This is a genomic window from Methylosinus sp. LW3 (assembly GCF_000527115.1).
Taxonomy (GTDB): Bacteria; Pseudomonadota; Alphaproteobacteria; order Rhizobiales; family Beijerinckiaceae; genus Methylosinus.
Map to the genome: position 1 here is coordinate 65063 of NZ_AZUO01000001.1, position 23647 is coordinate 88709.

The window sequence follows — 23647 nt, forward strand, 5'->3', positions numbered from 1 at the left end:
AGAAATGCGCGCGCTTCGCGGAGCGAGTTCGCTGAATAGCCGAGGAAAGTTACGGAAGTCTCCGCATAAGGCGCAGCTCACCCGCGAAGAGGCGAGCGTCGCGCTCATTCGGCGAAGGGCGATTCAGTGGCGGCGAGAGCTTGGGTTGCGTCCGACGAAGATAAGAACTGCAACTGCACTTATAGTCCTATGATGCCACTTGGCTTCGTCCGTCCGCCGCGTTCATGCCATCCAGGGAGGCCAGCACGAAATCGGCACGCGCCGCCGTAGTGCTCTTCGGCAGGTGCAACACCTCATACTCCAGCGCCGGATAGGTCTCCATGAGGCGGCGATACTCGACCACCGCCGCATCGAACCCGTGCTTGCGATCCGTATCGGTCACATAGATGTCGGGCCAAGGCGGCGCCATGAACATGCGGCGATGATAGCGATGCGTTATACACAACGGACGCAGGACCGGTTCGCCGATCAAAGCTTCCAATGCCGACGCCGCGTCGACAAGGCCGCGATCGAAGAACACCCAGCCCTTTTGCTCCACCGCCGCCACGTGGTCCGCCAGCGCCATGCCGATTGCGCGACGCAGAAACATCGCGAGATCGCCCCACGGCAATGCGCTGCCACCGCTGGCCGTTTCCTCGGCGATGATGCGGCGACCAGGTTCTTCCACGACAATATGGCCGCGAGCCTTCAGCTCGGCCAGGAGGGTCGACTTCCCTCCACCCGAACAGCCAGAAATCACGACAAGTCGATTTTTCAAGAGGTATCATCCTTTCACCGGAATGGGCACATAGTATGGAAACTCCATGTCTTCTCGAATCCTGACCCGTCGTACCGCGATCGCCTCGATGACAATGGCTGTCGCAGCGCCGCTGTCGACCTCTTCCAATGCCCTGAGCAGCCCTCGAGGCATCGAAGCCGAGCTCGAGGAGCTCGAAGCGCGCAGCGCTGGGCGGCTGGGGGTGGCCATGCTGGATTGTGCGACCGGTCGGATCATAGGTAACCGAATCGACGAGCGCTTTGCCATGTGCAGCACAATGAAGGCGCTGGCCGTCGCCCATGTCCTGGCCCGTGTCGACCTCGGAAAGGAAAGGCTCGACCGGCGCATCGTCTTCACCGAGCGTGACCTGGTGACCCCTTACAAGGCGACCCACCCTCATGTCGGCCCTGAAGGCATGTCGATCGAGGCGCTTTGCGAGGCGGCTATCACCGTCAGCGACAGCACCGCCGCCAATCTGTTGCTGAACAGTTTTGGCGGTCCGACCGCTCTTACCGCCTATTTGCGATCCCTCGGCGATCATGTCACGCGGTCCGATCTCTTCGAATTGGCGCTCAATGTCGTAAAGCCGGGCGAAACGCACGATACGACGACGCCCCGCGCCATGGTCGGGACATTGCGCCGGCTGCTATTGGGCGATGCCCTTTCCCAAGCGTCGCGTGCAAGGTTGACGAGTTGGATGGTCGAGGCCAAGGACGCGGCCACGCGACGCTTGCGCGTCGGACTGCCTGCCGGATGGCGCATTGCGAACAAGCCCGGCACTTGGGAGGGAATTTCCACCAACGATATTGGTGTGATCTGGCCGCCCGGTCGTGAGCCGATCGTGGTCGCCGCCTATCTCGGAAACGCGCCAGGCTCCACTGCGGCGCAGGAAGGCGTTTTGGCGAGTGTCGCCAGAATAATGGCTGAACGAGCGTAGCGTAACCCTACCGCCGGACGGCGATCGGCCGTTTTAGGCTGCAACAACGTCAGGCGATGGAATGGAAACGGCGGTTCGCCACGCCGCTTGCGGTCTTGCGGCAAGAATATCGGACCGAAGAGGAAAATCGGCCGAACTGGCGGAGGGGGCGGGATTCGAACCCGCGATACGGTTTCCCGTATACACACTTTCCAGGCGTGCGCCTTCAACCACTCGGCCACCCCTCCATCGACCCTGGCCGGCTCAGATTCGGCCCCGGATCGGCGCGCACTATATTCACAAGCCGCCAGAGTGCAAATCTTTCCGTAGGGAAATCCACGCCGAAGCGACATTCTCTCGCCTCGTGGCGGCCCGGCGTGGACAGACGGCCCGGCGCATTCTATTCATCAGCCTCCCCTTGGGGCTCGAAACCGCCATGCTGAGATTGATTGTCCGTTTTCTCGGTCTCCTCCTTTTGGCCGGGGGATTTGCGGCCCTCATCGTCGACGGCACGCGCTCGCTGGCCGGGGACGGGCTGCATGTCACCCCGCTCAGCGAAGGCGCGGCCGATCTTTTTCCGGCGCAGATGAAGGCCTTTCGCATCGCGCTGGAGCAGAAGGCCCCGCAAATCTGGGGCTCCATCGTCTTCGCTCTGCTGCTCGCGCCTTTGAGCCTCACGCTCACCGGCCTCGGCGGCCTGCTCATTGCATTGAGCCGCAAGCGCCGCCGGCCGATCGACTATCCCTTACGCTGACCGGCCTTTCGGCGCCGGCGCCGCGGGGCCATATCGGGGGCTCGGCGCATATCGAGCGAAAGGTCGACAAAAATGACCGATCACTTCGTCAATCATCATCCTATCGAAGCCCCCTTTCCGCCGGGGCTGGAACAGGCCGTCTTCGGGCTCGGCTGCTTCTGGGGCGCGGAGCGCCGCTTCTGGAAGCTGGGCGAGAGCGTCTATACGACGGCCGTCGGCTATGCCGGCGGGACCACGGAAAACCCCACTTATAAGGAGGTATGCACGGGCCGCACCTTCCATGCGGAAGTGGTGCTCGTCGTCTTCGACCCGGCGAAAATCTCCTATGAGGAGCTGCTGCGCGTCTTTTGGGAGAGCCACGACCCGACGCATGGCAATCGGCAGGGCAATGACATAGGCACGCAATATCGCTCGGCGATCTTCTGCTATTCCGACGAGCAGCTGCGGATCGCCGAGGCGTCCAAGCGCGCCTATGGCGAGGCGCTGGCGGGCCGAGGCTTCGGGCCGATCACGACGCAGATCGCGCCGGCCCCGCGCTTCTATTACGCCGAGGAGTATCACCAGCAATATCTGGCCAAGAACCCCGACGGCTATTGCGGCCTGGGCGGGACGGGCGTCGCCTGCCCCGTAGGGCTCAGCGTCGATCCGAGCTGAATTCGATTCATCTATCGCGCCTTCAACACCTCGCGGCATTCGCCGGGCAGCTTGGCCATCGTCATGGGCGGCCAGGTCTTGGTCGATTTCTTGGGGTGCAGCGCCTCGTCGGTGAACCACCAGGCCAGGGATGAATCGCAGCCGTCGCCCGCCGGCACGGGGTCCTGATCCTTGCAGCTCTCCGCATCCTTCGGGCAATAGAGCCGGATGTGGAAGTGGTAATTGTGCCCGAACATGGGGCGCACCTTGGCGAGCCAGGAGCGGTCGCCCGTCGCCTGCCGGCACAGCGCCCTTTTGATGGCCGCGTTGACGAAGATGCGCTGCACCTCCGGCGCGCGCGCCGCCGTGCGCAGAACGGCGAGATGGCCCTCGGTCCACACGCTCGGATCGATATCGAGCCGATCCTCGCGCACCATATCGGTGGCGGACATCTCCTCCCGCTCGGCGCGGGACAATTCGCGCTGCGGCATGGGGGTGAGCCAAATATCGGCGTCGAGGCCGATCTGATGCGAGGCGTGGCCGGTCAGCATAGGCCCGCCGCGCGGCTGCGAGATATCGCCGACCAGCAGGCCCGGCCAGCCGGAGGCCTGCGACGCCGCCGGCGCGAGGCGCTGCAGAAAGCCGATGAGCGCCGGATGGCCCCAGAAGCGATTGCGCGACAGGCGCATGATCTGCCAATTCGGGCCGTTCACGGGTAGCGCCTCGGCGCCGGCGAGGCAGCCATGCGAATAAAAGCCGATCGGATCGGGATCGAGCGGGGCGGGACTGGCAGCGCGGCCGAAGAGCTCCTTGGCGGGCGTCGACGGATCGTCTGGATGGGCGAGCGGCGGCAAGGGCTTAGGGTCCAACGTGCCCCTGTCCTGCGCGACGGCCGGGGCGATCGCGGCGAGCCAGAGAACGAGTGCGGCCGATCTCGATTGGATCATTTCTGCGGCTTTCGTGGCGAAGTGAGGGAGCGGAAGCGTGAATCAGTCAGATTCTGGGCGCTTTTCGGTCTTTTTGCCAGTCCGCGCAGCATCGGAAAGAGAAGGCGAATCGATTCGCCTCGTTTTTTGGCTTTCGCGTCAACCTTACCCTCGGATATAGATTGCCCCTACGTAGGCGGCGCCTTTTTATGCCGCCCTAACTGTGCGGCGTGTGTCTCGTGTTCGTCGGGGAGTGTTGTGATGCGTTGTTTCAAAGCCCTCGGGCTCGTTCTCGTTGCGATGTTCGCATCGATCGGCGCGGCGCAGGCGACCGTGCAAATCCATATCGATCTTTCCACCCAGAGAATGCAGGTCGAGTCCTCCAAGGGCTCGTATAGCTGGCCGGTCTCGACCGCCCGCGCGGGCTATGTGACGCCGCGCGGCACCTATGCGCCCACCGGCCTGCAGAAAATGCATTATTCGCGCAAATATCACATGTCGCCCATGCCGCATTCCATCTTCTTCAGCGGCGGCTACGCGATCCACGGCACCAATGCGACGGGCGCGCTGGGCCGTCCCGCCTCGCATGGCTGCGTGCGCGTCTCGCCGGCCAACGCCGCGACGCTCTACAAGCTGGTGCAGGAGGAGGGCGCGCAGATCTCCATCACCGGCTCCTCGCCGGCGACGCGCTACGCCGCCCATAAGCCGCATCGGACCCATGTCGCGGGTCTGCATCATCGGCCGCATCGCTCTCACGCGCTCGCCTATGGACCGGGACAGCGCTATCGCTCCGTCACCAGCGTGAAGAGCTGGCAGTCGGCGCCGATGACGAGCCCCTTCGGCAACTGACCGCGCTTCGCGGCTGTTTTCAGCCGCGCGGTAGACCGGACGGCTCGGCGGCGAATTCGGCGACGACCCAATCCTTCAGCGCGGCGACCGCCGGCCGGTCTTCGGCGCCGAGGGGATGGACGAAGTCATATTGCAAGCCGTCGAGCACCGGGCCGAAGGGCTGCACCAGCGCGCCGGAGGCGAGCTCGGAGGCGACCAACGACAGGCTGGCCAGCGCCACGCCCTGACCGGCGACGGCGGCGCGTATGGCGCTCTCCTCGTCCGCGACGACGGTTCCGACCTCCGGGTCGAAGCTCTTGGAGCCGCGCTCGTCGGCCCAGCGGCGCCAGCTCGGCAGACGCGGGCCATTGGCGTGCGGCCCCCATTCGCGGTGAATGAGCGTCGCCCCGGCCAGATGCTTGGGGCGGCGTATGTCTAGCCGCGGGCTGCACACGGGCGCGTAGCGGTCTGTGAACAGCGGCGTCGCCACCTGGCCGGAATATTGGCCGACGCCGCAGCGGATCGCCGCATCCGCCTCGCCAGCGCGCAGATTGGCCGGGCGGTCGGAGGCGTGCAGCCGCAGATCCCAGCCCGGATTCTGGCCGCGGAAGGATTCGGCGCGCGGCGCCAGCGCCCGTGAGGTGAAGGCGACGGTGGCGGAGAGGGTCGCCGCCTGCTTGCGCTCGCTCGGCCGGCGCGCGCGATCCACCGCCTCGGCCATGGAATCGAAGGCGACGCGCAAATCGAGATAGAGCGCAAGACCTTGCGGCGTCAGCGCGACCTCGCGCGCCTTGCGCGTGAAGAGACGCAGGCCGAGCTCGGTTTCGAGACCCCGGATCTGATGGCTGATCGCCGTCGGCGTGACGCCGAGTTCCGCAGCGGCGAGCTTGAAGCTCTCGCGCCGCGCCGCCGCCTCGAACGCGCGCAAGGACACAAGCGAGGGCAGAGCCCGCATCGCCGCCTCCTATGGATGAGAATTATTCATCTCATGGAGCCGATCGGGCGGCTTGTCAAAAGCTTTGCCGTAAGATGATGAATGAATTCAGCTCATCTATCAGGACGGGCGTGCTCCCTTCTCCCGTTCACGGGAGAAGGTGGCCCCGCGAAGCGGGGGTCGGATGAGGGTCCCCGCAGCATTCGCGCTTTTCCGCAGCGCGCGGCAGTCCCTCGAGCACTCATCCGCCCCTCGCTGACGCGAGGGGCGCCTTCTCCCACGAGTGGGAGAAGGAAGAGCGGCGAGGTTCCGCATATCAGCCGGCGAGCTGGCGCAGAACGTAGGGCAGAATGCCGCCATTCTTGAAATATTCGAGCTCGTCCAGCGTATCGATGCGCGCCAGCAGCGGCACGCTCAGCTGCTTGCCGTCCGGATAGACGATCTCGGCGTGGAGCGTCTGGCGCGGGGTCAGCGTGTCGCCGGCGAGACCGTGGATCGTCACCTTCTCCGCCCCGGTGAGGCCGAGCGAGGCCCAGCTCGTCCCCGCCTCGAAGGTCAAAGGCAGAATGCCCATGCCGACGAGATTGGAGCGGTGGATTCGCTCGAAGCTCTGCGCGATGACGGCGCGGACGCCGAGCAGCATGGTCCCCTTTGCCGCCCAGTCGCGCGAGGAGCCATTGCCATATTCGGCGCCGGCGAAGACGACCAGCGGCGCGCCCTCCTCGGCATATTTCGCCGCGGCGTCGCAGATGGAGAGCGTCTCGCCATCGGGGAAATGCTTGGTGGCGCCCCCCTCCGGCGTATTGCCCGCCTCATCGCGCAGAATATGGTTCTTGATGCGGATGTTGGCGAAAGTGCCGCGCATCATCACCTCGTGATTGCCGCGGCGCGTGCCATATTGGTTGAAATCCGCCGGCGAGACTTGGCGCTCGGTGAGCCAGTGTCCCGCGGGCGAGGCGGCTTTGATCGAGCCCGCCGGCGAGATGTGGTCGGTGGTGATCTTATCGCCGAACAGCGCCAGAATGCGCGCGTCGACAATGTCCTGGATCGGCTTGGGCTCTTTGGTCAGCCCCTCGAAATAGGGCGGATTGCGCACATAGGTGGAGCCGCCCGACCATTTATAGGTCTCGCCCGAGGGGGCGTCGACCTTGCGCCAATGCTTGTCGCCCTCGAAGACATCCGCATAAGTGTCGCGGAACAGCGAGCGCGTCACATTCTTGCGGATGTATTTCTGAATGTCGGCGTTGCTCGGCCAGATGTCGCGCAGGAAGACCGGCTCGCCCTTCTTGTCATGGCCGAGCGGCTCCTTGGTCAAATCCTTTGCGACCGAGCCGGCCAGCGCGAAGGCGACGACGAGCGGCGGCGAAGCGAGGTAGTTCGCCTGCACATCCGGATTGACGCGGCCCTCGAAATTGCGATTGCCGGACAGCACCGCCGCCGCGACGATGTCATGATCGTTGATCGTCTTGGAGACCGGCGCCGGCAGCGGACCGGAATTGCCGATGCAGGTGGTGCAGCCGAAGCCCACGAGATTGAAGCCGAGCTTGTCGAGATCCTTCTGCAGGCCAGCCTTATCGAGATATTCGGCGACGACGCGGCTTCCCGGCGCGAGCGAGGTCTTCACCCAAGGCTTTACCTTGAGGCCGCGCTCATGGGCGGCGGCGGCGAGCAGGCCGGCGCCGATCAGCACGCTCGGATTGGAGGTGTTGGTGCAGGAGGTGATCGCCGCGATCACCACATCGCCATGGCCGAGATCGTAATTCGTGCCCTCGACGGAGAAGCGCTGCGTCACATCGCCGGGCTTTTTATATTCACTCGCGAGCGCGCTCGCGAAAGCGGTTCCCACATCCTCGAGCGCGACGCGGCCCTCCGGGCGCTTCGGCCCGGCGAGGGACGGAACAACGGTCGAAAGATCGAGCGAGATCGTGTCGGTGAATTCCGGATCGGGCGTGTCGGCCTCGCGGAAGAGCCCTTGCGCCTTGGCGTAGGCCTCGACGAGATCGATGCGTGAATTGGAGCGGCCGGACATTTTCAAATAGTCCAGCGTCTCCTCGTCCACGGGGAAGAAGCCGCAGGTCGCGCCATATTCCGGCGCCATATTGGCGATGGTCGCGCGATCGGCGAGCGAGAGATGCGGCAACCCCTTGCCGAAGAACTCGACGAATTTGCCGACGACGCCCTTCTTGCGCAGCATTTGCGTGACGGTGAGCACGATATCGGTCGCGGTGACGCCCTCTTTCGGCTCACCCGTCAGCTCGAAGCCGACGACCTCGGGAATGAGCATCGAAAGCGGCTGGCCCAGCATGGCCGCCTCCGCTTCGATGCCGCCGACGCCCCAGCCGAGCACGGCGAGACCATTCACCATTGTGGTGTGCGAATCGGTGCCGACCAGCGTGTCGGGATAGGCGTATTCGATCGTCTCCTTCTTGCCGTCGACGTTGCGGCTCTTCTCCTTCTTCGTCCAGACGGTCTGGGCGAGATATTCGAGATTGACCTGATGACAAATGCCCGTGCCCGGCGGCACGACGCGGAAATTGTCGAAGGAAGATTGGCCCCATTTCAAAAAGCGATAGCGCTCGCCATTGCGCTCATATTCGAGCTCGACATTGGCCTCGAGCGCTTTTCTAGTGCCGAATTCGTCGACGATAACGGAGTGATCGATGACGAGATCGACCGGCACCAGCGGATTGATCTTCTGCGGATCGCCGCCGAGCGCGACGAAAGCGTCGCGCATCGCCGCGAGATCGACGACGGCGGGAACGCCGGTGAAATCCTGCATCAGCACGCGGGCCGGGCGGAAGGCGATCTCACGTTCGGCCTTGCCCTTCTCGGTCAGCCATTTGGAGAAGCCTTCGATATTCTCCTTGGTGACGGAGCGACCGTCCTCGTTGCGCAGCAGATTCTCGAGCAGCACGCGCAGGGAATAGGGCAGTCGCGAGACGCCCTCGAGGCCATTGGCCTCGGCCGCCTTCAGCGAGAAAAAGTGATAGGTGTCGTCTCCGACCTTTAGCGTCTCTAGGGCTTTGAAACTGTCGAGTGACGGCATTTCGCGCTTCCTTCGCTTGGAGTCGATGACAGGCGCGGACAGCCGTCATTGCGAACGAAGCGAAGCAATCCAGAGCCGTGGGCCGCGGCTCTGGATTGCTTCGTCGCTTCGCTCCTCGCAATGACGGGACGTCGCGCCATCCGCGAACCTTGTAGAGAATTTCGGGCCAGCCGGCAAAACGAAACGAGGGACGCGTCGCCGCGTCCCTCGAATAATATGAATAGGCGAAAGCCTCAGCCCGCTCTCATCGCCTCGGGCTTGGTCTTATTGCGCTTGACCATCAGCTTGTTGAGCGCCGCCACGTAAGCGCGCGCCGACGCGACCAGCGTATCCGGATCGGCGCCGCGGCCCGTCACCGATTTTCCGTCCTCCGACAGACGCACGGAGACTTCCGCTTGGGCATCGGTGCCTTCGGTGACGGCATGGACCTGGAACAATTCGAGCGAGGCCTCATGCGGCGCCAGCGCTTTGATGGCGTTGAAGATCGCATCGACAGGACCATTGCCGGTCGCCTGATGCGTCTTCTTCTCGCCGTCTATGTCCAGGGTCAGCGCCGCCGTCTGCGGCCCGGCCGTGCCGGCGATGACGGTGAGCGCCGCGACCTTTATATGGTCATTGGCGGTCACGATCTCGTCGTCCACCAGCGCGACGATATCCTCGTCATAGACGAGCTTCTTGCGGTCGGCCAAATCCTTGAAGCGCTTGAAGGCGTCCTCCAGCGCATTCTCGCCCAGCTCATAGCCCAGCTCTTTGAGCTTCTCCTTGAAGGCGTGACGGCCGGAATGCTTGCCCATGACCAGCGAGGTCTTGGACACGCCGACGCTCTCCGGCGTCATGATTTCGTACGTATGCGCATTTTTGAGCATGCCATCCTGATGGATGCCGCTCTCATGCGCGAAGGCGTTCCGGCCGACGATGGCCTTATTATATTGCACCGGGAATGACGTCACCGCCGAGACGAGTTTTGACGCGCGAGTCAGGAGTTTCGCGTCGATATTGGTGCGGAAGGGCAGCGCATCGGGGCGCGTGCGCATCGCCATCACCACTTCTTCCAGCGCTGCGTTGCCGGCGCGCTCGCCTATGCCGTTGATGGTGCATTCGATCTGCCGCGCGCCGCCGCGCACGCCGGCCAGCGAATTGGCGACCGCGAGGCCGAGATCGTCATGGCAATGGACCGAGAAGATCGCCTTGTCGGCATTGGGCACGCGCTCGCGTACCATGCGGAACAGCGCCTCATATTCCTGCGGCGTCGAATAGCCGACCGTGTCTGGAATATTGATCGTCGTCGCGCCGGCGTCGATCGCCGTCTCCACGCAGCGGCACAGGAAGTCATGTTCCGTGCGCGTGCCGTCCTCGGCCGACCATTCGACATCGGCGACATGATTGCGCGCCCGCGAGACGGAAGACGCGATCATCTCCAATACTTTTTCCGGCTCCATCTGGAGCTTGTATTTCATATGGACCGGCGAGGTGGAGATGAAGGTGTGGATGCGCGGATTGCGGGCGTGGCGCAGCGCCTCGGCGCAGCGGTCGATGTCCTTGGCGGCGGCGCGGGCGAGTCCGGCGATGGTCGCGTTCTTCACGCGCTTGGCGATCTCGAGCACCGATTCGAAATCGCCCTGGCTGGCGACGGGGAAACCGGCCTCGATGATATCGACGCCCAGCTCGTCCAATATGTCGGCGACCTCGAGCTTCTCCTCGAAGTTCATGGAGGCGCCGGGCGACTGCTCGCCGTCGCGCAGAGTGGTGTCGAAAATGACGACGCGATCGGCGTCGCGGGCGGCGGAAGGATTATTGTCGGTCATGGCTTCGTCCTGAACTGCTCGGCCCGCTCTGCAGGCGCTCTCGTTTCGTCTTAGCTCGGCAGTCCCCTGAATGCCTGGGCCGGGCGGCCCTGGGGGCGTTCAGGGGCGACTAAGAAGCAGCAGGCTCGAAAGAAGACGCGCGGTCTCGAGCGCCGAGGAGCGCGCCGCGTCAATCGTGATGGTGGCCATTGCCGCCAAAGCTCAGTTCCTCGGTCTCATCGGCGCTGCGCCGATCCGATGATGAAAATACGCGCCTTCGCCTCGGGTTGCAAGCATGAGCGCGCGAGCGGGACGAAGCCCGCGTCAGCCCGCCAGCTTCGCCAGCGCCTCGGCCAATATGCGGGTCTGCGTCCAGTCCAGAAATATTTCCGGCCCGTCCGTGGCCTTCACCGTGACGCCATCGTCCTGGACCTGCGCCTCGAACTCGTGATCGCTGGCGATCGGGCTCATGAAGATGGTCTTTTCCGCGCTGGAGCCATTGGCGACCGCCGCCAGCGCGCGGGAGAGAATGCCCGCCTCGTTCGGGGTCAGCCGCCGCAGCGGCTGCTCGCCCACGCGAATCGTCACCAATGCGCCAAAATGCCGATGCTCGGCGGCTGCGACTTCGACAATTTGCGACATCGGTAGGCTCCTTTTGTTCGAGCCGTTCCCAAACCGACACGGCTGCATTTAACTATCAGACTGATTTTGCTGGCGCCGATCATTTTTTTGCGGCGCAGCGAACAAGGCACGATCCTTGAATCCCCCTAGGCTGCGTGTCGGGATCCGATCGAGTGGCCGACAATCAAAATCCATACCTTCCCCGTCTCTGCGGCGGGGAGCGGGAGCGCTTATGAGCTTCGACGATCGCGATACCATGCCGACGGAAATTCGCGGCTACCATCGGCGCACCAAGCATGCGCCGAACCGCTATGCGATGGGTCCGGGCTTTCTCGATTGGACGTCGCAGCCCTCGCCCTTCCGCCTCTTCGAGGGCGTGCGGCAGACGCCGCTGCCCATCATCGAGGAGACGCCCTCCTTCCCCGGCCCTGCGCCGCAGCCGGCGGCGCTCGATCTTCGGGCGCTCGGCCTGTTCCTCGAGCTTTCCTTCGGCATAAGCGCCTGGAAGAGCTATGAAGGCTCGACCTGGGCGCTGCGCAACAACCCCTCCTCCGGCAATCTGCATCCCACCGAAAGCTATGTGCTGCTGGATGCGGTGGAGGGGCTCGGCGCCGGCGCCGCACTCTATCATTATGCGCCGCTGCTGCATGCGCTAGAGGAGCGCGCGACCTATACGGCGCCGCGCGTGCTGCCCAAGGGCGGGTTTCTGCTCGCCCTCTCCTCCATTCCCTGGCGTGAGGCGTGGAAATATGGCGAGCGCGCCTTTCGCTATTGCCAGCTCGACGCCGGCCATGCGATCGGCGCCGTCGCCCAGGCCGCCGCCGCGCTCGGCTGGCGCGCGCAGGCGCTGGCCGATCCTTCCGACGGCGAGATCGCCGCGCTCGTCGGCCTCGATCGTGACGACGCCTGGCACAAGCGCGAGCCGGAGCATCCCGATCTGCTGATGTGGATCGCGACCGAGCCGGGGCCGGCGACGCCGCTCGATCTCTTCGCTCTCATCGACGCGCCGCGCGAGTTCCGCGGCCAGGCCAATCGGCTGAGCGAGGATCACGACGGCTGGCCGATCATCGATCTCGCCGGGCAATTCTGCCGCAAGCCGCGCCAGCCCAAGCCCCCGGCGCCGACGCGCGCGCAATGGCCGGCGCCCGGTTTCGAAGGCGTCTCCATCGGCGCCGCCGTGCGCAAGCGCCGCAGCGCGCAGAAGATGGACGGAACCACCTCCATCTCGCGCGAGGCCTTCGCCGCGCTGATCGCCTCGACGCTGCCGAGCGAATCCACCCTGCTCTCCGCCTTCCCCTGGGGCGCGGCGATCACGCTCATTCTCTTCGTGCATCGCGTCGATGGCCTGGAGCCCGGCCTCTATGCGCTGCAGCGCGACAGCGATGTCGCCGCGCGGCTGCGCGAAGCCTCGCGCAAGGACTTCGAATGGGCGCTGGTCGAGCTGGAAGGTCTGCCGCTCTATCGGCTCTATGCGGGCTCTGTGGAAAAAGAGGCGACCAAGCTCGCTTGTCTGCAGCCCATTTCCGGCAAGGGCTGCTTCAGCGTCGCGATGATCGCCGAATTCGACCGCGCGCTCGCGGCGGACGGCGCCTTCGCCTATCGGCGCCTGCATTTCGAGGCCGGCCTCATCGGCCAGGCTCTCTATCTCTGGGCCACCGCGGCGGGCATCGCCGGCACCGGCATCGGCTGCTTCTTCGACGACACGGTCCATGAGCTTCTGGGCCTGACGCCGGGCGATATGCAGTTCCAGGACGTCTACCACTTCACCGTCGGAGGGCCTGTCGAAGACACGCGCATTCTGACGCTTCCCCCCTATCCCGATGACAGGCGAGAGCGGCGATGAATATTCAAATCGAACGCCAATATGTCGAATCGCTGATGGCGCGATTCCCGGCCCGTGCAGGGTTCGCGGAACAATTGCGCTTCAGCGACAGAGTCGAGGTCGAGTTCTCTCATCTCTCCGACGAGGAGCTGACCTTCCTCGAGGATCTCTATCGCGCGGCCGGCCCGGACATGCGCGCCCGCGCTGCGCAGCTCGCGACGCTGCGCGGCGCGCTGAAGGCCGGCGGCAAGCGCTTCGAGGCCACCGAGCTCGAGCTGGTTCTGCCGGCGATGGTGCGCTATCTGACCGCCGACGCCATTCGCGGCTGGCTGTTCACGGCGAGCGTCGCCTCCAAGCCTCTGCCTTACGTCATCACCCGCTTCGATTATGTGCCGGCCTCCAACGACGAGGCGGGCAAGGTGATGATCGAGCTGAAATCCAACGCCAAGGGCGTGCTGACCACCAACGCCATTCGCATCATGGCGGCGGAGATCGCGGGCCGCACGATCAACGAGATTCTCGCGGTCAAAGGCTTTATCCGCGAGACGCCCGAGCTGATCGCGGCCTTCGACACTGCGACCGAGACCTATTTCGATTGGCGCGGCCGCTATGGCCAGCAGTTCACCGGCCGCGGCACCGGCTTTCACGCCGAGGACCCCAACGCCTCGCATCGCGACACGGATTGGTCGCGCAAGGATGTCGTGGTGCTGTCGACCAGCGGCGGCGACGCCCGCCTCGTCAATGACGAGGCCATTCTCTCGGCCCGCAGCCTGACGCTGGAATCGCCCGGCGACGTGCTCGGCAATTTCATCCGCAAAGCGTCGAAGAGCAATAAGTTCACCGTCGAGGACGAGCTCGCGGTGATGCAGCAGCAGATTCCGGAACATCTCTTCAAGCGCATTCCGGTGCACCCTTACATTCTGATGTTCCATCTCGATCTGCATCACCATGTGTGGGTGCATGTCGACGAGATGAAGCTCTATGAATATAAGCCCGCACTGAAGCAGAAGCTGGTGCTGCCCGCCGAGCAGACCGATCTCATCGACATTCTGACCGCCGAGATGGACGTGCTGATGGACGATATCGTCGCCGGCAAGTCGGGCGGCACCACAGTGCTCTGCGCCGGCCCGCCCGGCGTCGGCAAGACGCTCACTGCGGAAGTCTATTCGGAGATTATTCAGCGGCCGCTCTATCGCGTGCATTCCGGCCAGCTCGGCCTCAATGTCGCGACGATGGAGACCGCGCTGAAGGAAATCCTCACCCGCGCGCAACGCTGGGGCGCGGTGATGCTGATCGACGAGGCCGACGTCTATATCAAGCGGCGCGACGACAACATCGCCATGAACGCCGTGGTCGGCGTGTTCCTGCGTGTGCTGGAATATTTCAACGGCCTGCTGTTCCTGACGACCAATCGCGTCGATGATATCGACGAGGCGATCGTCTCCCGCTGCATCGCGCTCATCAAATACAGCCCGCCGGACGATGACGCGAAGCGCCGCATCTGGCGCGTGATGTCGGATCAGTTCGAGCTGAAGCTCGCCGATGCGCTGATCGACGATCTCGTCACCGTCTTCCCCTATGCGACGGGCCGCGACATCAAGGGCCTCGCCAAGCTGACGGCGAAATTCTGCCATCAGAAGCAGGTCAAGCCGGATATCGCCGTATTCCAGCGCTGCGCGATCTTCCGCGGATTGGATGTGGTGCGCGCGGAGGAATTGAAGACCGCCGCGGAGTGACCGGCGCGTCATTGCGAGCCGAAGGCGAAGCAATCCAGGAGCCGCCCCGCGACTCTGGATCGCTTCGCTCCGCTCGCGATGACGGCGAGGAATCGAAACCAAAGAGCCGCGTGATGCCTCCCTCGTGCTGAGCCCCGCGCAAGCGGGGCGTCTCGAAGCGCGAACAGGTCCAGAAGGCGGCGCATGACGGCTTCAAAAAAGAAAACGCCCGCTCTCTGAAGAGAGCGGGCGCTGAGAACAGAGCGAGGGAAAGCGCTTTCCCTCGATCGTCGTCTTACTTCTTCGGCGCTTCCTCGCGGGCCTTGAGGGCCGCGCCGAGAATGTCGCCCAGCGAGGCGCCCGAATCGGCGGAGCCGTATTGGGCGATCGCCTCCTTCTCCTCGGCCATTTCCAGCGCCTTGATCGACACGGCGACCTTGCGCGCCTTGCGATCGAAGAGGGTGATGCGGACATCCACCTTCTCGCCGACGGCGAAACGCTCGGGACGCTGGTCGGCGCGGTCGCGCGCCAGCTCGTTGCGCTTGATGAAGGTGGTGAGGTCGGTGCCGAGGATCTTCACCTCGAGACCGGCTTCCTTCACCTCGAGCACCTCGGTGGTGACGACAGCGCCCTTCTTCACCTCGCCACCCGCGCCTTCTTCGGCGACCGAGGCGAAAGGATCATTGGCGAGCTGCTTCACGCCGAGCGAGATGCGCTCCTTCTCGATGTCGACGTCGAGCACCTGAGCGGTGATGACATCGCCCTTCTTATACTCTTCGATGACCTGCTCGCCGGGGCGATTCCAGTCGAGATCGGAGAGATGGACCATGCCGTCCACATCGCCATCGAGGCCGATGAACAGGCCGAACTCGGTCTTGTTCTTGACCTCGCCGGAGACGGTGGAGCCCTGCGGGTGCTTCTCGGCGAAGGCCTCCCACGGATTCTGCAGCGTCTGCTTGAGGCCGAGCGAGATGCGGCGCTTGACCGGATCGACCTCGAGCACCTGAACGTCGACTTCCTGGCTCGTCGCGACGATCTTGCCGGGATGCACGTTCTTCTTCGTCCAGGACATTTCCGAGACGTGGACGAGGCCCTCGATCCCCGGCTCCAGCTCCACGAAGGCGCCGTAGTCGGTGATGTTGGTGACGCGGCCGTGGAATTTGGCGCCGATCGGATATTTCGCCTCGATGCCCTGCCACGGATCCTCGAGCAGCTGCTTCATGCCCAGCGAGATACGATGCGTCTCGTGATTGATCTTGATGATCTTCACGCGCACGGTCTGGCCGATGGTGAGCACTTCGCTCGGATGATTGACGCGGCGCCAGGCCACGTCGGTGACATGCAGCAGGCCGTCGATGCCGCCGAGATCGACGAAGGCGCCGTAATCGGTGATGTTCTTGACGACGCCCTCGATGACCTGCCCCTCTTCGAGGTTGGCCACAATCTCGTGACGCTGCTCGGCGCGGCTCTCCTCGAGCACGGTGCGGCGCGAAACGACGATATTGCCGCGGCGGCGGTCCATCTTCAGAATATGGAAGGGCTGCGGCACGTTCAGCAGCGGGCCGACGTCGCGGATCGGACGAATGTCCACCTGCGAACGCGGCAGGAAGGCCACGGCGCCGTCGAGATCGACGGTGAAGCCGCCCTTGACCTGATTGAAGATGACGCCTTCGACCTTCTCATTGCTTTCGAAGGCCTTCTCGAGCTTGACCCAGCTCTCCTCGCGGCGCGCCTTGTCGCGCGAGATGACGGCCTCGCCGAGCGCGTTCTCGATGCGCTCGAGATAGACCTCGACCTCTTCGCCCACCTTGGGAGCCGGGTCGCGGCCGAAGCCGGTGAATTCCTTGAGGGCGACGCGGCCCTCGGTCTTGAGGCCCACATCGATGACGGCGACGTCCTTCTCGATGGCGACCACGCGGCCCTTGATGACGGAACCCTCGAAAGCTTCGTTTTCTCCGTAGCTTTCTTCGAGCAGGGCGGCAAAGTCCTCGCGCGACGGGGCGCGCTCAGTAGCAGTTGACATGAGTTCTCCTGGAATGCCCTTTCGGGCGCGGCGCCGGCATGGGGTTGGCGTTGCGGATCGGGCCTCCTCGATCGGAAGTCCCCTCCCGCCGCCGAAGCGAGGCCTGGAGGAAACGAGAGTTCTGCTCAGAGAACTGGCCGGCGCGGCCCGATCGAAAATGCCCGTGTTTTCAAAAACGGAGAGGCTGGAAGGGAAACCCCGCCAGCCATCCACGCCCTATCTAGCAATTCGCCGCGCCGCGAGCAAGCCGCGCGAACGCGTCTCGATCACCGCGACGGCAGATCGAAATGATAATTCACGCCGACGCGGACGGTGTGAAAATTGGCGCCGCGCGCCGCGCCCGGATCGCCGCCGCCGTTCTCGCCGAGATCGTTGAAGAGATATTCGGTCTTGACCGACCAGCGCGGCGCGAAGGCCCATTCGACGCCGCCGCCCGCGGTCCAGCCTTCGCGGACCGATCCGCCGACGTCGCCATAGGCGAAGCCGCCGGTGCCGTAGAACAGCACGCGGGAATCGAAGCCGGTGACGCCGAAGCGCCCGCGCAGCGTCCCGAACCAGGGCAGCGAGCGCGCCCCCTCGGGTCCGCGCAGGCCCAGCGGATCGGGTCCGCGACCACCGCCGGAGAGGCTGGTCCCCGAAAAATCAGTCTCGAGGCCCACGACGAAGAGCGGGCCGATCCGATGATTATAGCCGACGAGCCCGCCGCCCGAGACCCCGGCGTCGGACGTGCCGGAGGCGAACGCGCCGGCGCCGATATCGAGACCCGCATAGACGCCGGTCCATGCGAAAGCCGGCGGCGGCGGGGGCGGCTGGAAGACCCGCTCGCGCGACGGCAGATCCGCCGCCTGCGCGCCAGCGGAGAAAGCTGCGGCCAGAACCAGAGCCGTGATGACTGGCTTCATGAAAAATCCTCGTTTCGACGACGCCCCCGCTTCGGCTTCGTCGATAGGGATTTCCTCCGTTTGTCCGAGAGGTTCGAGATGTTTCCGGCTCGCGGCGAAGTCGCGCCGAATTTTTGGCGCGCCGCCGCAAACGGAATGCAAACGGAACCCTGGCCATTGTGAACAAAGCGCTTTCACGCTAGAACGCGCCGTCGCTCACCAATGGATTGCCGACCATGAGTTTTGCACGCATCGCTTTATTGGCGGCCGCTCTCGGCCTTTCCGCCTGCAATACCGGCCCGCGCGCCTATATTTACGCTGGCGGCAGCCAGGCCTCCGTGCAGAGGACGATTTCTGTCCCGCGCGGCTCCACCGCCTCGCTCGGCTTTGCCGCCAAGATCAATCCAGACTGCTCGCGCGCCGACAGTCCCGATCGCGTCACGCTCACCCAAGCCCCCTCACAGGGCCGGGTCGAGATTCGGCGCGAGGCCGGCTATGCCTATTTCCGTCCCGGCAATCCGCGGTCGCGCTGCAACACCCAGCGCGTGCCCGGCACCAAGCTCTTCTACCACGCCGGCCCCAACGCCTCGGGAACCGACACATTCTCCTATGACTGGTATTCGGGCTCGGGCGGGATCGCGCATATCACCGTGACGGTGAATATTCTCTGACGCTTTTGCCAAAAGCGGTTTCCGCTTCCTGCGCGGAAGCCGCTTTTCGCCGGATCAGAAATAGCCGAACTTCATCCCCTGCATGTTCAGCAGCAGGCTCGAATCGAGCCCGAAGCTCGATCCGGAGCCGGACGTATCGAACAGCGTCGAGAGCAGGGAGCTCTGCGAATTGGCGTCGCCGCCATTGTTGTAATCATATTGGGCGGCGAAGCGGGCGATGAACTGCTGCAGCTTCTTCGGGTCCTTGAAGTCGTCGACATTCACCTTCGACGACAGCAGCCGATATTGCGTGTCGATCGACTGCGACGAGGTGCTCGACGAAATGCCGAGCGCCGTCTGCACGACCGTCAAAATATTGCTGTCCGCGAGAATGCCGTAGGCGCTCGTCAAATCCGGCGCATGCTGCTGGAAATAGAGCGCGAGCTGCACGCCCGGATTCTGCTGGCCCTGGCTCGTTTCCAGCGCCTGCTCCGTGTAGCGGCTCACCACATTGTCGACGAGCGTCGAGGAAGTGGTCGTGGTCTCGCCATTGGCGGCGAAGTCGAATGCCTGCGCGAAGGCCTTGATATTGGCGCTGCTGATGGTGTTGGCGAGCGCCGAGTTGCTGGAGACGCCGCCTTCGAGCACTTTCTGCATCAGGCCCTTGGCGTAGGTCATGCTGCCGAGGCCGAACGCGGTCATCGCATAATTGAAGAGCCGCGAGTTCTTCATGAATTCGTCGATCGACGTCACCTTGCCGATATTATCCTCGAAATATTGCGTCTGAGTCGCGACGTCCGGCGATTTGGCGGTCATCGCCTGCCATTTGGACTGATTATTGGCGATCTGCAGATAGGTGGCGAGCGTCGTCATGAACATATTCCGAGGGACTGGCCCGCGATCATGCGCTCGAGGTTCTTGACGCAATGTTAAGTTTCAGCCGACCTCATTGCCCTCTATCGTGAGCCGCGGATATTTGGCCGCGGCGCCCGGCCGCGCGACGTCTCCCGGCAGAATGTCCTGACCCGCGATCGCGGCTATCGCCGCCTTTTTCGCTCCGATGATCTTATTGCGCGCGATGACCGCCGGCCCGACGCCCTCGCCGATCTGAAAGGTCACGCCATAATCATTCTCGACGAGCGCATTGCCCTCGACGCGAATATTCTGCCGATAGCCGCCACAGCGCACGCCCATCCAGCCGCCGACCACAGTGTTGCCGGCGATCTCCACATTGCTCTCGGCCTCTATGCCGGTGAGCCAGCTCATAATCGGGCCGAACTCGTCATCGGGATGCGTCTCGTGCAGGCCGGTGATCCGATTGCCGATCACGAAGCCTATGTCCGTGCCCCGCTCGGCGTTGGCGAGCGCGATTCCGGCGCCGGCGTCGTCGATTTTATTGTCGCGGAAGCTCGCGCGCTTGGCGCCGAACTCCGCATACATGGCGCGCTCGCCGAAGCCGGCGCAATCATTGCCGACGACCTCGACATCATGGCCGGCGTTGTTGCGCACCGCCGTATAGGCGCAGCGGCGAATGACATTCTTCTCCACCCGCACGAAGCCGGAGCCCCAAATGCTCACGCCATTGCCATAGGCGCCGTCGCCGCCGGAGAGATTGCGAATATCGACGATCTCATTATTGCGGACGCGCGAGCCCTCGTAACGGCCGGCGGTCGTGGTCCACACTTGCACGCCATTGTCGCCGCAGCGGCGCACTTTGTTATTGTCTATGTCGACGCCGAGCCCATCGAGCGAGAAATAACCGGCGTCGCGCACATCCTCGACGATATTCTGCGCGAAACGCCCGCCGCAGCGCAGGAGATTTATTCCCCTGCCGCCCGAGCGGCGGATCGTGCAGCCATGCACGGCGAGCTTTGGAATATCTGTGAGATCGAGGAGGCCTTGGCGGCGATCGGCAAAACGTGCGCCGCCTCCATCGAAGCGCACATTCTCCAGCGTCAGCGCCGGTATATTGGCGGCGCGCAGCAACGGGCCGGCGCCGCTCGCCTGCAGCACAGAGCCGCCCGCGGCGCCGATGATCGTGATTTTGTCCTCGATAAAGAGGGAGCGGATGCGCAGAACGCCGGCCGGCAACCGCAGGGCGCCTCCGGCGCGGGCAGCCTCGCGCAGGCGGCGCTGCAGCCATTCGGTCGCGTCCGGCGCGGCGGCGCTAGCGCGCGCGGCGCCGCCGAGAGTGGCGAAAGCGCCCGCTCCAAAGCCTAAAATCTCTCGTCGAGTCGGTCTGGTCACGGCCCGGATCAGCTGGAGGGCGAAGATGCGTCGAGCGCGAATTGCCGGTTGTTTATGCATAGCGGCCGCGCCAAATCGGGCATTGCGCCCAATTTATGTAGTTGCATTACATAACGAGCCGAGGCATAAAGAGAACGCCCAAACGGGCAATCGTCTTGCAAAGAACAAGTCAAGGTCCCGCCTCCACAGCTCTGCGACTTGCGACATCGCTTGGTTCGTTGAGGCGGTTCTCCTTGCTGCGACGCTCTACCCCTCCGGAGCGCGGCCTCATCCGTCGAGGTCGGTCCTTTGCGGTTCAGGTTCTCACGGTGTTGTCCAACTCCCCGTTTCGCGTACGCGCGGAACGGGGAGCCCCTTTTTATGCCGAAGCCCGTCGCACGGGAAGAGAGAAGAGCGCTCAGCGCCAGTCTCTCGCCGAGACCATCGTGACGCCCGGGCTTCGCGGTCGCTTCGTCGTTTTTGAAGAACCGGAGTCTTCCTATGCCTCTCGCGGTCGACGATCTCTTGCGTCGCTGGGTCGAGGAGCGCGCCGCGAGCCTCGAGCCGGGCGACGGCGAATATGCGCAATTCATCGCCGATTGGCTGCCGCTCGCCTCCAGCGACGACTGGCACAGAATGATGCTCGGCTTTAATCGCGAGCTCGGCGACGCTCCCTTGTTCTGGATCATGCGCCAGCCGCGCTGCGAGAAGGCGACCGCGCTCGGCATTTTCTACCTCGCCCGGCCGGGCCTGCTGCTCGCCTATGGAATAGATCGCGCCAGAGTCCCCGAGCCGATGCGGCGCGCCTATGATTTGATCGGCGAGATCAGAATGCGCTATGTCAACGGCTTCTATCGGACGTCCACGCTGCGCTTCGACACGGTGGAGGCCTTGGCGCGCGAGGCCCGCCTGCCCGCGCGTTTCGACCAGAAGGCGCTCGACCTCCTCATTCCGCCGGAAATGCGCGTCTCGATTCCCGGACGAAAGCTCGGCCTGCAATATGGCGTCAGAAACCACTTCCGCCTCGATGCGCCGCTCGGCGCGCGCTGAGCGCCCGGCGGCCCCCGACCAATCGTTTTCCGCGCTCGCTTTCATCCACGCCGCATCAAAGGCGCCGCCCACGCCGGGCGCCTATGCGCTGCTCATCGCGCTATCGCGCCCGCTCGAGGCCAGCGCAGGACGTCGCACGGCGACGCTCGCGCCGGGGCTCTATCTCTATTGCGGCTCGGCCAAAGGGCCGGGCGGGCTGCGCGCGAGGCTCGGCCGGCATATGCGGCAGGGCAAGCTGCGCCGCTGGCATATCGACCAGCTGACCGAGGCCGGCGAATCGCTCGGCGCTTGGATCACAGAGACGAAGGGCGAATGCGATCTCGTCGCGGCGCTCTCCGCGCTGCCGGTTCCGCTCGAGGGATTCGGCAGCTCGGACTGTCCCCACTGCCGCAGCCATCTGCTGTTCTGGCCGAGGGGCGACGCCCCGGCTTTCCTCGCCGCGCAAAAATGCTAGGAAGAGCGCCGAAAAGGCGCACCCAATGTCAGACCAGAAGAAATCCAAGATAGAGGCCCGCTCCCCGCGCGGCCTCGCCGACCGCGACGCCGCAGAGCTGGCCGCCACCGGCCGCATGCTCGACGTGATTCGCTCCGTCTATGAGCTCTATGGCTTCGAGGCGCTGGAGACCCCGGCGATCGAATATACCGACGCGCTCGGCAAATTCCTGCCGGACCAGGACCGCCCCAATGAGGGCGTGTTCTCCTTCCAGGACGACGACGAGCAATGGCTGTCGCTGCGCTATGACCTCACCGCGCCGCTGGCCCGCTATGTCGCGCAGAATTTCGACCGGCTTCCGAAGCCGTTCCGCAGCTATCGCTTCGGCAATGTCTATCGAAACGAAAAGCCGGGGCCGGGGCGCTTCCGCCAATTCATGCAATTCGACGCCGATACGGTGGGCGCGGCCTCGCCGGCCGCCGACGCCGAAATCTGCATGATGGCCGCCGACACGCTGGAAAAGCTCGGTATTCCGCGCGGCGATTACGTCATCAAGATCAACAGCCGCAAGGTGCTGGACGGGGTGATGAAGGCCATCGGCCTCGAGGGCGACGAGAACGCCGGCCGCCGCCTCACCGTGCTGCGCGCCATAGACAAGATGGACCGGCTCGGCCCCGAGGGCGTGCGCCAGCTGCTCGGCCCCGGCCGCAAGGACGACAGCGGCGACTTCACCAAAGGCGCCGGCCTCGCCGATGACGCGGTGGCGACGATCCTCTCCTTCACGCTCGGCGGGCAATATAAGGACGGCGAGCCGCGCTTCGGACTGTTCGAGCTGCTCGGCCGCAGCAATGTCGGCGCGGAAGGCGCCGAGGAATTGCTGGAGATAGAGGATCTGGTTCGTGACGCTGGCTTCGGCCCGGAGCGCATCCGCATCGACCCCTCCATCGTGCGCGGACTCGAATATTACACGGGGCCGGTCTTCGAGGCCGATCTCACCTTCGAGACCAAGGACGAAAAGGGCCATCCGGTGCGCTTCGGCTCGGTCGGCGGCGGCGGGCGCTATGACGGGCTCATCGGCCGGTTCCGCTCCGACAACACGCCGGCGACGGGCTTTTCCATCGGCGTCTCGCGCCTTTATGCGGCGCTGAAGCTGGTCGGCAGCCCGGTCGTTTCGGCGGCAGCGCGGCTCGGCCCGGTCGTCGTGCTGGCGCTCGACCGCGACCATATCGCCGATTATCAGCGCATGGTCGCCGCTCTGCGCAACGCCGGCGTTTCGGCGGAGCTCTATCTCGGCTCCTCCGGCATGAAGGCGCAGATGAAATATGCCGATAAGCGCAACAGCCCTGCCGTGGTGATCCAAGGCTCGGACGAGCGCGCCAGGGGCGAGGTGCAGATCAAGGACCTCATAGAGGGGGCGCGAGCGAGCGCCGCAATCTCCACCAATGAGGAATGGAAATCCGCCCGGCCCGCGCAATTCTCCGCGCCGGAGAGCGAGCTGGTCGAGCATATAAAGGCGCTGCTCGCCCGCCAGGGATGAGCGGCGCCGCCGCCCGCGCCGGAAATTCCCGTCTCGGCGCGGCTCGAACGCAGCGGCGGATGTTTCGCGGAATGTCCGCCTCGTCTATAAGGGGCTGCGGCGAGGAGCCCC

General features: G+C 64.4%; 20 protein-coding genes and 1 tRNA gene. 10 read left to right on the top strand and 11 right to left on the bottom strand.

Going from position 1 to position 23647, the window contains the following annotated elements:
* Window positions 1-187 precede the first annotated feature (187 nt).
* Entirely contained in the window at window positions 188-757 is a 570-nt protein-coding gene (locus tag METLW3_RS0100335) for an AAA family ATPase (protein WP_024878043.1), read from the bottom strand.
* Window positions 758-803: 46 nt separating this feature from the next.
* Between METLW3_RS0100335 and bla the strand changes: the two genes are divergently transcribed.
* Entirely contained in the window at window positions 804-1694 is an 891-nt protein-coding gene (gene bla / locus METLW3_RS0100340; protein ID WP_036308515.1) for a class A beta-lactamase, read from the top strand.
* Between the two features lie 137 nt (window positions 1695-1831).
* On the opposite strand, the gene METLW3_RS0100345 is transcribed toward bla, so the two are convergent.
* Window positions 1832-1921 (bottom strand) — tRNA-Ser (locus METLW3_RS0100345).
* Between the two features lie 188 nt (window positions 1922-2109).
* Between METLW3_RS0100345 and METLW3_RS0100350 the strand changes: the two genes are divergently transcribed.
* Together METLW3_RS0100350 and msrA are read left to right on the top strand one after the other, a co-directional pair.
* On the top strand, window positions 2110-2427 hold the full coding sequence (locus tag METLW3_RS0100350) for a hypothetical protein (RefSeq protein ID WP_024878045.1): 318 nt from the start codon (window positions 2110-2112) through the stop codon (window positions 2425-2427).
* Between the two features lie 72 nt (window positions 2428-2499).
* The gene (msrA, locus tag METLW3_RS0100355; RefSeq protein ID WP_024878046.1) at window positions 2500-3081 is read left to right on the top strand and encodes a peptide-methionine (S)-S-oxide reductase MsrA; all 582 of its coding nucleotides are present in this window, start codon (window positions 2500-2502) and stop codon (window positions 3079-3081) included.
* 11 nt (window positions 3082-3092) lie between these two features.
* Here msrA and mepA read toward each other — a convergent pair whose 3' ends face one another.
* Window positions 3093-4007, bottom strand: coding sequence for a penicillin-insensitive murein endopeptidase (mepA, locus tag METLW3_RS0100360; protein WP_024878047.1), 915 nt, complete (start codon window positions 4005-4007; stop codon window positions 3093-3095).
* Window positions 4008-4247: 240 nt separating this feature from the next.
* On the opposite strand from mepA, the gene METLW3_RS0100365 reads away from it, so the two are divergent.
* Window positions 4248-4835 (top strand): L,D-transpeptidase, encoded by a 588-nt coding sequence (locus METLW3_RS0100365; RefSeq protein WP_024878048.1) that lies wholly within the window; start codon window positions 4248-4250, stop codon window positions 4833-4835.
* 19 nt (window positions 4836-4854) lie between these two features.
* Here METLW3_RS0100365 and METLW3_RS0100370 read toward each other — a convergent pair whose 3' ends face one another.
* The 4 genes from METLW3_RS0100370 to METLW3_RS0100390 all read right to left on the bottom strand — a co-directional run bounded on the left by METLW3_RS0100370 (window position 4855) and on the right by METLW3_RS0100390 (window position 11220).
* Complete coding sequence (locus METLW3_RS0100370; protein WP_024878049.1) at window positions 4855-5769, bottom strand: LysR substrate-binding domain-containing protein; 915 nt, start codon at window positions 5767-5769, stop codon at window positions 4855-4857.
* Window positions 5770-6064: 295 nt separating this feature from the next.
* Window positions 6065-8794, bottom strand: coding sequence for an aconitate hydratase AcnA (acnA, locus tag METLW3_RS0100375; RefSeq protein ID WP_024878050.1), 2730 nt, complete (start codon window positions 8792-8794; stop codon window positions 6065-6067).
* A 233-nt stretch (window positions 8795-9027) separates the two neighbouring features.
* Complete coding sequence (locus METLW3_RS0100380) at window positions 9028-10599, bottom strand: 2-isopropylmalate synthase (protein ID WP_024878051.1); 1572 nt, start codon at window positions 10597-10599, stop codon at window positions 9028-9030.
* A gap of 303 nt (window positions 10600-10902) precedes the next feature.
* Window positions 10903-11220 carry a hypothetical protein gene (locus tag METLW3_RS0100390; protein ID WP_024878052.1) on the bottom strand — a complete coding sequence of 106 codons (318 nt, stop codon included), beginning with the start codon at window positions 11218-11220 and terminating at the stop codon, window positions 10903-10905.
* A gap of 235 nt (window positions 11221-11455) precedes the next feature.
* On the opposite strand from METLW3_RS0100390, the gene METLW3_RS0100395 reads away from it, so the two are divergent.
* Both METLW3_RS0100395 and METLW3_RS0100400 read left to right on the top strand, forming a co-directional pair.
* A complete protein-coding gene (locus tag METLW3_RS0100395) occupies window positions 11456-13042 on the top strand; it encodes a SagB/ThcOx family dehydrogenase (protein ID WP_036309080.1) in 1587 nt (528 codons plus the stop codon).
* The gene (locus METLW3_RS0100400) at window positions 13039-14757 is read left to right on the top strand and encodes an ATP-binding protein (protein ID WP_024878054.1); all 1719 of its coding nucleotides are present in this window, start codon (window positions 13039-13041) and stop codon (window positions 14755-14757) included. Before METLW3_RS0100395 ends, METLW3_RS0100400 begins: the two co-directional genes overlap by 4 nt.
* 274 nt (window positions 14758-15031) lie before the next feature.
* On the opposite strand, the gene rpsA is transcribed toward METLW3_RS0100400, so the two are convergent.
* Both rpsA and METLW3_RS0100410 read right to left on the bottom strand, forming a co-directional pair.
* Window positions 15032-16759, bottom strand: coding sequence for a 30S ribosomal protein S1 (gene rpsA / locus METLW3_RS0100405; protein WP_024878055.1), 1728 nt, complete (start codon window positions 16757-16759; stop codon window positions 15032-15034).
* 266 nt (window positions 16760-17025) lie between these two features.
* Window positions 17026-17661 carry an outer membrane beta-barrel protein gene (locus tag METLW3_RS0100410; protein ID WP_024878056.1) on the bottom strand — a complete coding sequence of 212 codons (636 nt, stop codon included), beginning with the start codon at window positions 17659-17661 and terminating at the stop codon, window positions 17026-17028.
* A 215-nt stretch (window positions 17662-17876) separates the two neighbouring features.
* On the opposite strand from METLW3_RS0100410, the gene METLW3_RS0100420 reads away from it, so the two are divergent.
* Entirely contained in the window at window positions 17877-18311 is a 435-nt protein-coding gene (locus METLW3_RS0100420) for a hypothetical protein (protein WP_134187976.1), read from the top strand.
* Between the two features lie 54 nt (window positions 18312-18365).
* On the opposite strand, the gene METLW3_RS0100425 is transcribed toward METLW3_RS0100420, so the two are convergent.
* Both METLW3_RS0100425 and METLW3_RS0100430 read right to left on the bottom strand, forming a co-directional pair.
* Window positions 18366-19163, bottom strand: a complete 798-nt coding sequence (locus METLW3_RS0100425; protein ID WP_024878058.1) for a DUF1217 domain-containing protein — start codon at window positions 19161-19163, stop codon at window positions 18366-18368.
* Window positions 19164-19226: 63 nt separating this feature from the next.
* Complete coding sequence (locus METLW3_RS0100430; protein ID WP_245267189.1) at window positions 19227-20537, bottom strand: TIGR03808 family TAT-translocated repetitive protein; 1311 nt, start codon at window positions 20535-20537, stop codon at window positions 19227-19229.
* 480 nt (window positions 20538-21017) lie between these two features.
* Here METLW3_RS0100430 and METLW3_RS0100435 point away from each other — a divergent pair, with 480 nt between their 5' ends.
* From METLW3_RS0100435 to hisS, 3 genes are read left to right on the top strand one after another with little or no spacing between them, the layout of a single operon-like run.
* Complete coding sequence (locus METLW3_RS0100435) at window positions 21018-21566, top strand: DUF4274 domain-containing protein (protein ID WP_024878060.1); 549 nt, start codon at window positions 21018-21020, stop codon at window positions 21564-21566.
* On the top strand, window positions 21517-22020 hold the full coding sequence (locus METLW3_RS24935; RefSeq protein WP_245267191.1) for a GIY-YIG nuclease family protein: 504 nt from the start codon (window positions 21517-21519) through the stop codon (window positions 22018-22020). The genes METLW3_RS0100435 and METLW3_RS24935 overlap by 50 nt, the downstream gene beginning before the upstream one ends.
* 25 nt (window positions 22021-22045) lie before the next feature.
* On the top strand, window positions 22046-23536 hold the full coding sequence (gene hisS / locus METLW3_RS0100445; protein WP_024878062.1) for a histidine--tRNA ligase: 1491 nt from the start codon (window positions 22046-22048) through the stop codon (window positions 23534-23536).
* Window positions 23537-23647 lie beyond the last annotated feature (111 nt).

Coding starts and splice junctions, on each gene's coding strand:
- METLW3_RS0100435 (WP_024878060.1), top strand. CDS start 21,018: ATGCCTCTCGCGGTCGACGATCTCTTGCGTCGCTGGGTCGAGGAGCGC.
- mepA (WP_024878047.1), bottom strand. CDS start 4,007: ATGATCCAATCGAGATCGGCCGCACTCGTTCTCTGGCTCGCCGCGATC.
- METLW3_RS0100370 (WP_024878049.1), bottom strand. CDS start 5,769: ATGCGGGCTCTGCCCTCGCTTGTGTCCTTGCGCGCGTTCGAGGCGGCG.
- METLW3_RS0100350 (WP_024878045.1), top strand. CDS start 2,110: ATGCTGAGATTGATTGTCCGTTTTCTCGGTCTCCTCCTTTTGGCCGGG.
- METLW3_RS0100380 (WP_024878051.1), bottom strand. CDS start 10,599: ATGACCGACAATAATCCTTCCGCCGCCCGCGACGCCGATCGCGTCGTC.
- METLW3_RS0100410 (WP_024878056.1), bottom strand. CDS start 17,661: ATGAAGCCAGTCATCACGGCTCTGGTTCTGGCCGCAGCTTTCTCCGCT.
- METLW3_RS24935 (WP_245267191.1), top strand. CDS start 21,517: ATGGCGTCAGAAACCACTTCCGCCTCGATGCGCCGCTCGGCGCGCGCT.
- acnA (WP_024878050.1), bottom strand. CDS start 8,794: ATGCCGTCACTCGACAGTTTCAAAGCCCTAGAGACGCTAAAGGTCGGA.
- METLW3_RS0100390 (WP_024878052.1), bottom strand. CDS start 11,220: ATGTCGCAAATTGTCGAAGTCGCAGCCGCCGAGCATCGGCATTTTGGC.
- METLW3_RS0100425 (WP_024878058.1), bottom strand. CDS start 19,163: ATGACGACGCTCGCCACCTATCTGCAGATCGCCAATAATCAGTCCAAA.
- METLW3_RS0100400 (WP_024878054.1), top strand. CDS start 13,039: ATGAATATTCAAATCGAACGCCAATATGTCGAATCGCTGATGGCGCGA.
- rpsA (WP_024878055.1), bottom strand. CDS start 16,759: ATGTCAACTGCTACTGAGCGCGCCCCGTCGCGCGAGGACTTTGCCGCC.
- bla (WP_036308515.1), top strand. CDS start 804: ATGTCTTCTCGAATCCTGACCCGTCGTACCGCGATCGCCTCGATGACA.
- msrA (WP_024878046.1), top strand. CDS start 2,500: ATGACCGATCACTTCGTCAATCATCATCCTATCGAAGCCCCCTTTCCG.
- METLW3_RS0100420 (WP_134187976.1), top strand. CDS start 17,877: ATGAGTTTTGCACGCATCGCTTTATTGGCGGCCGCTCTCGGCCTTTCC.
- METLW3_RS0100365 (WP_024878048.1), top strand. CDS start 4,248: ATGCGTTGTTTCAAAGCCCTCGGGCTCGTTCTCGTTGCGATGTTCGCA.
- hisS (WP_024878062.1), top strand. CDS start 22,046: ATGTCAGACCAGAAGAAATCCAAGATAGAGGCCCGCTCCCCGCGCGGC.
- METLW3_RS0100395 (WP_036309080.1), top strand. CDS start 11,456: ATGCCGACGGAAATTCGCGGCTACCATCGGCGCACCAAGCATGCGCCG.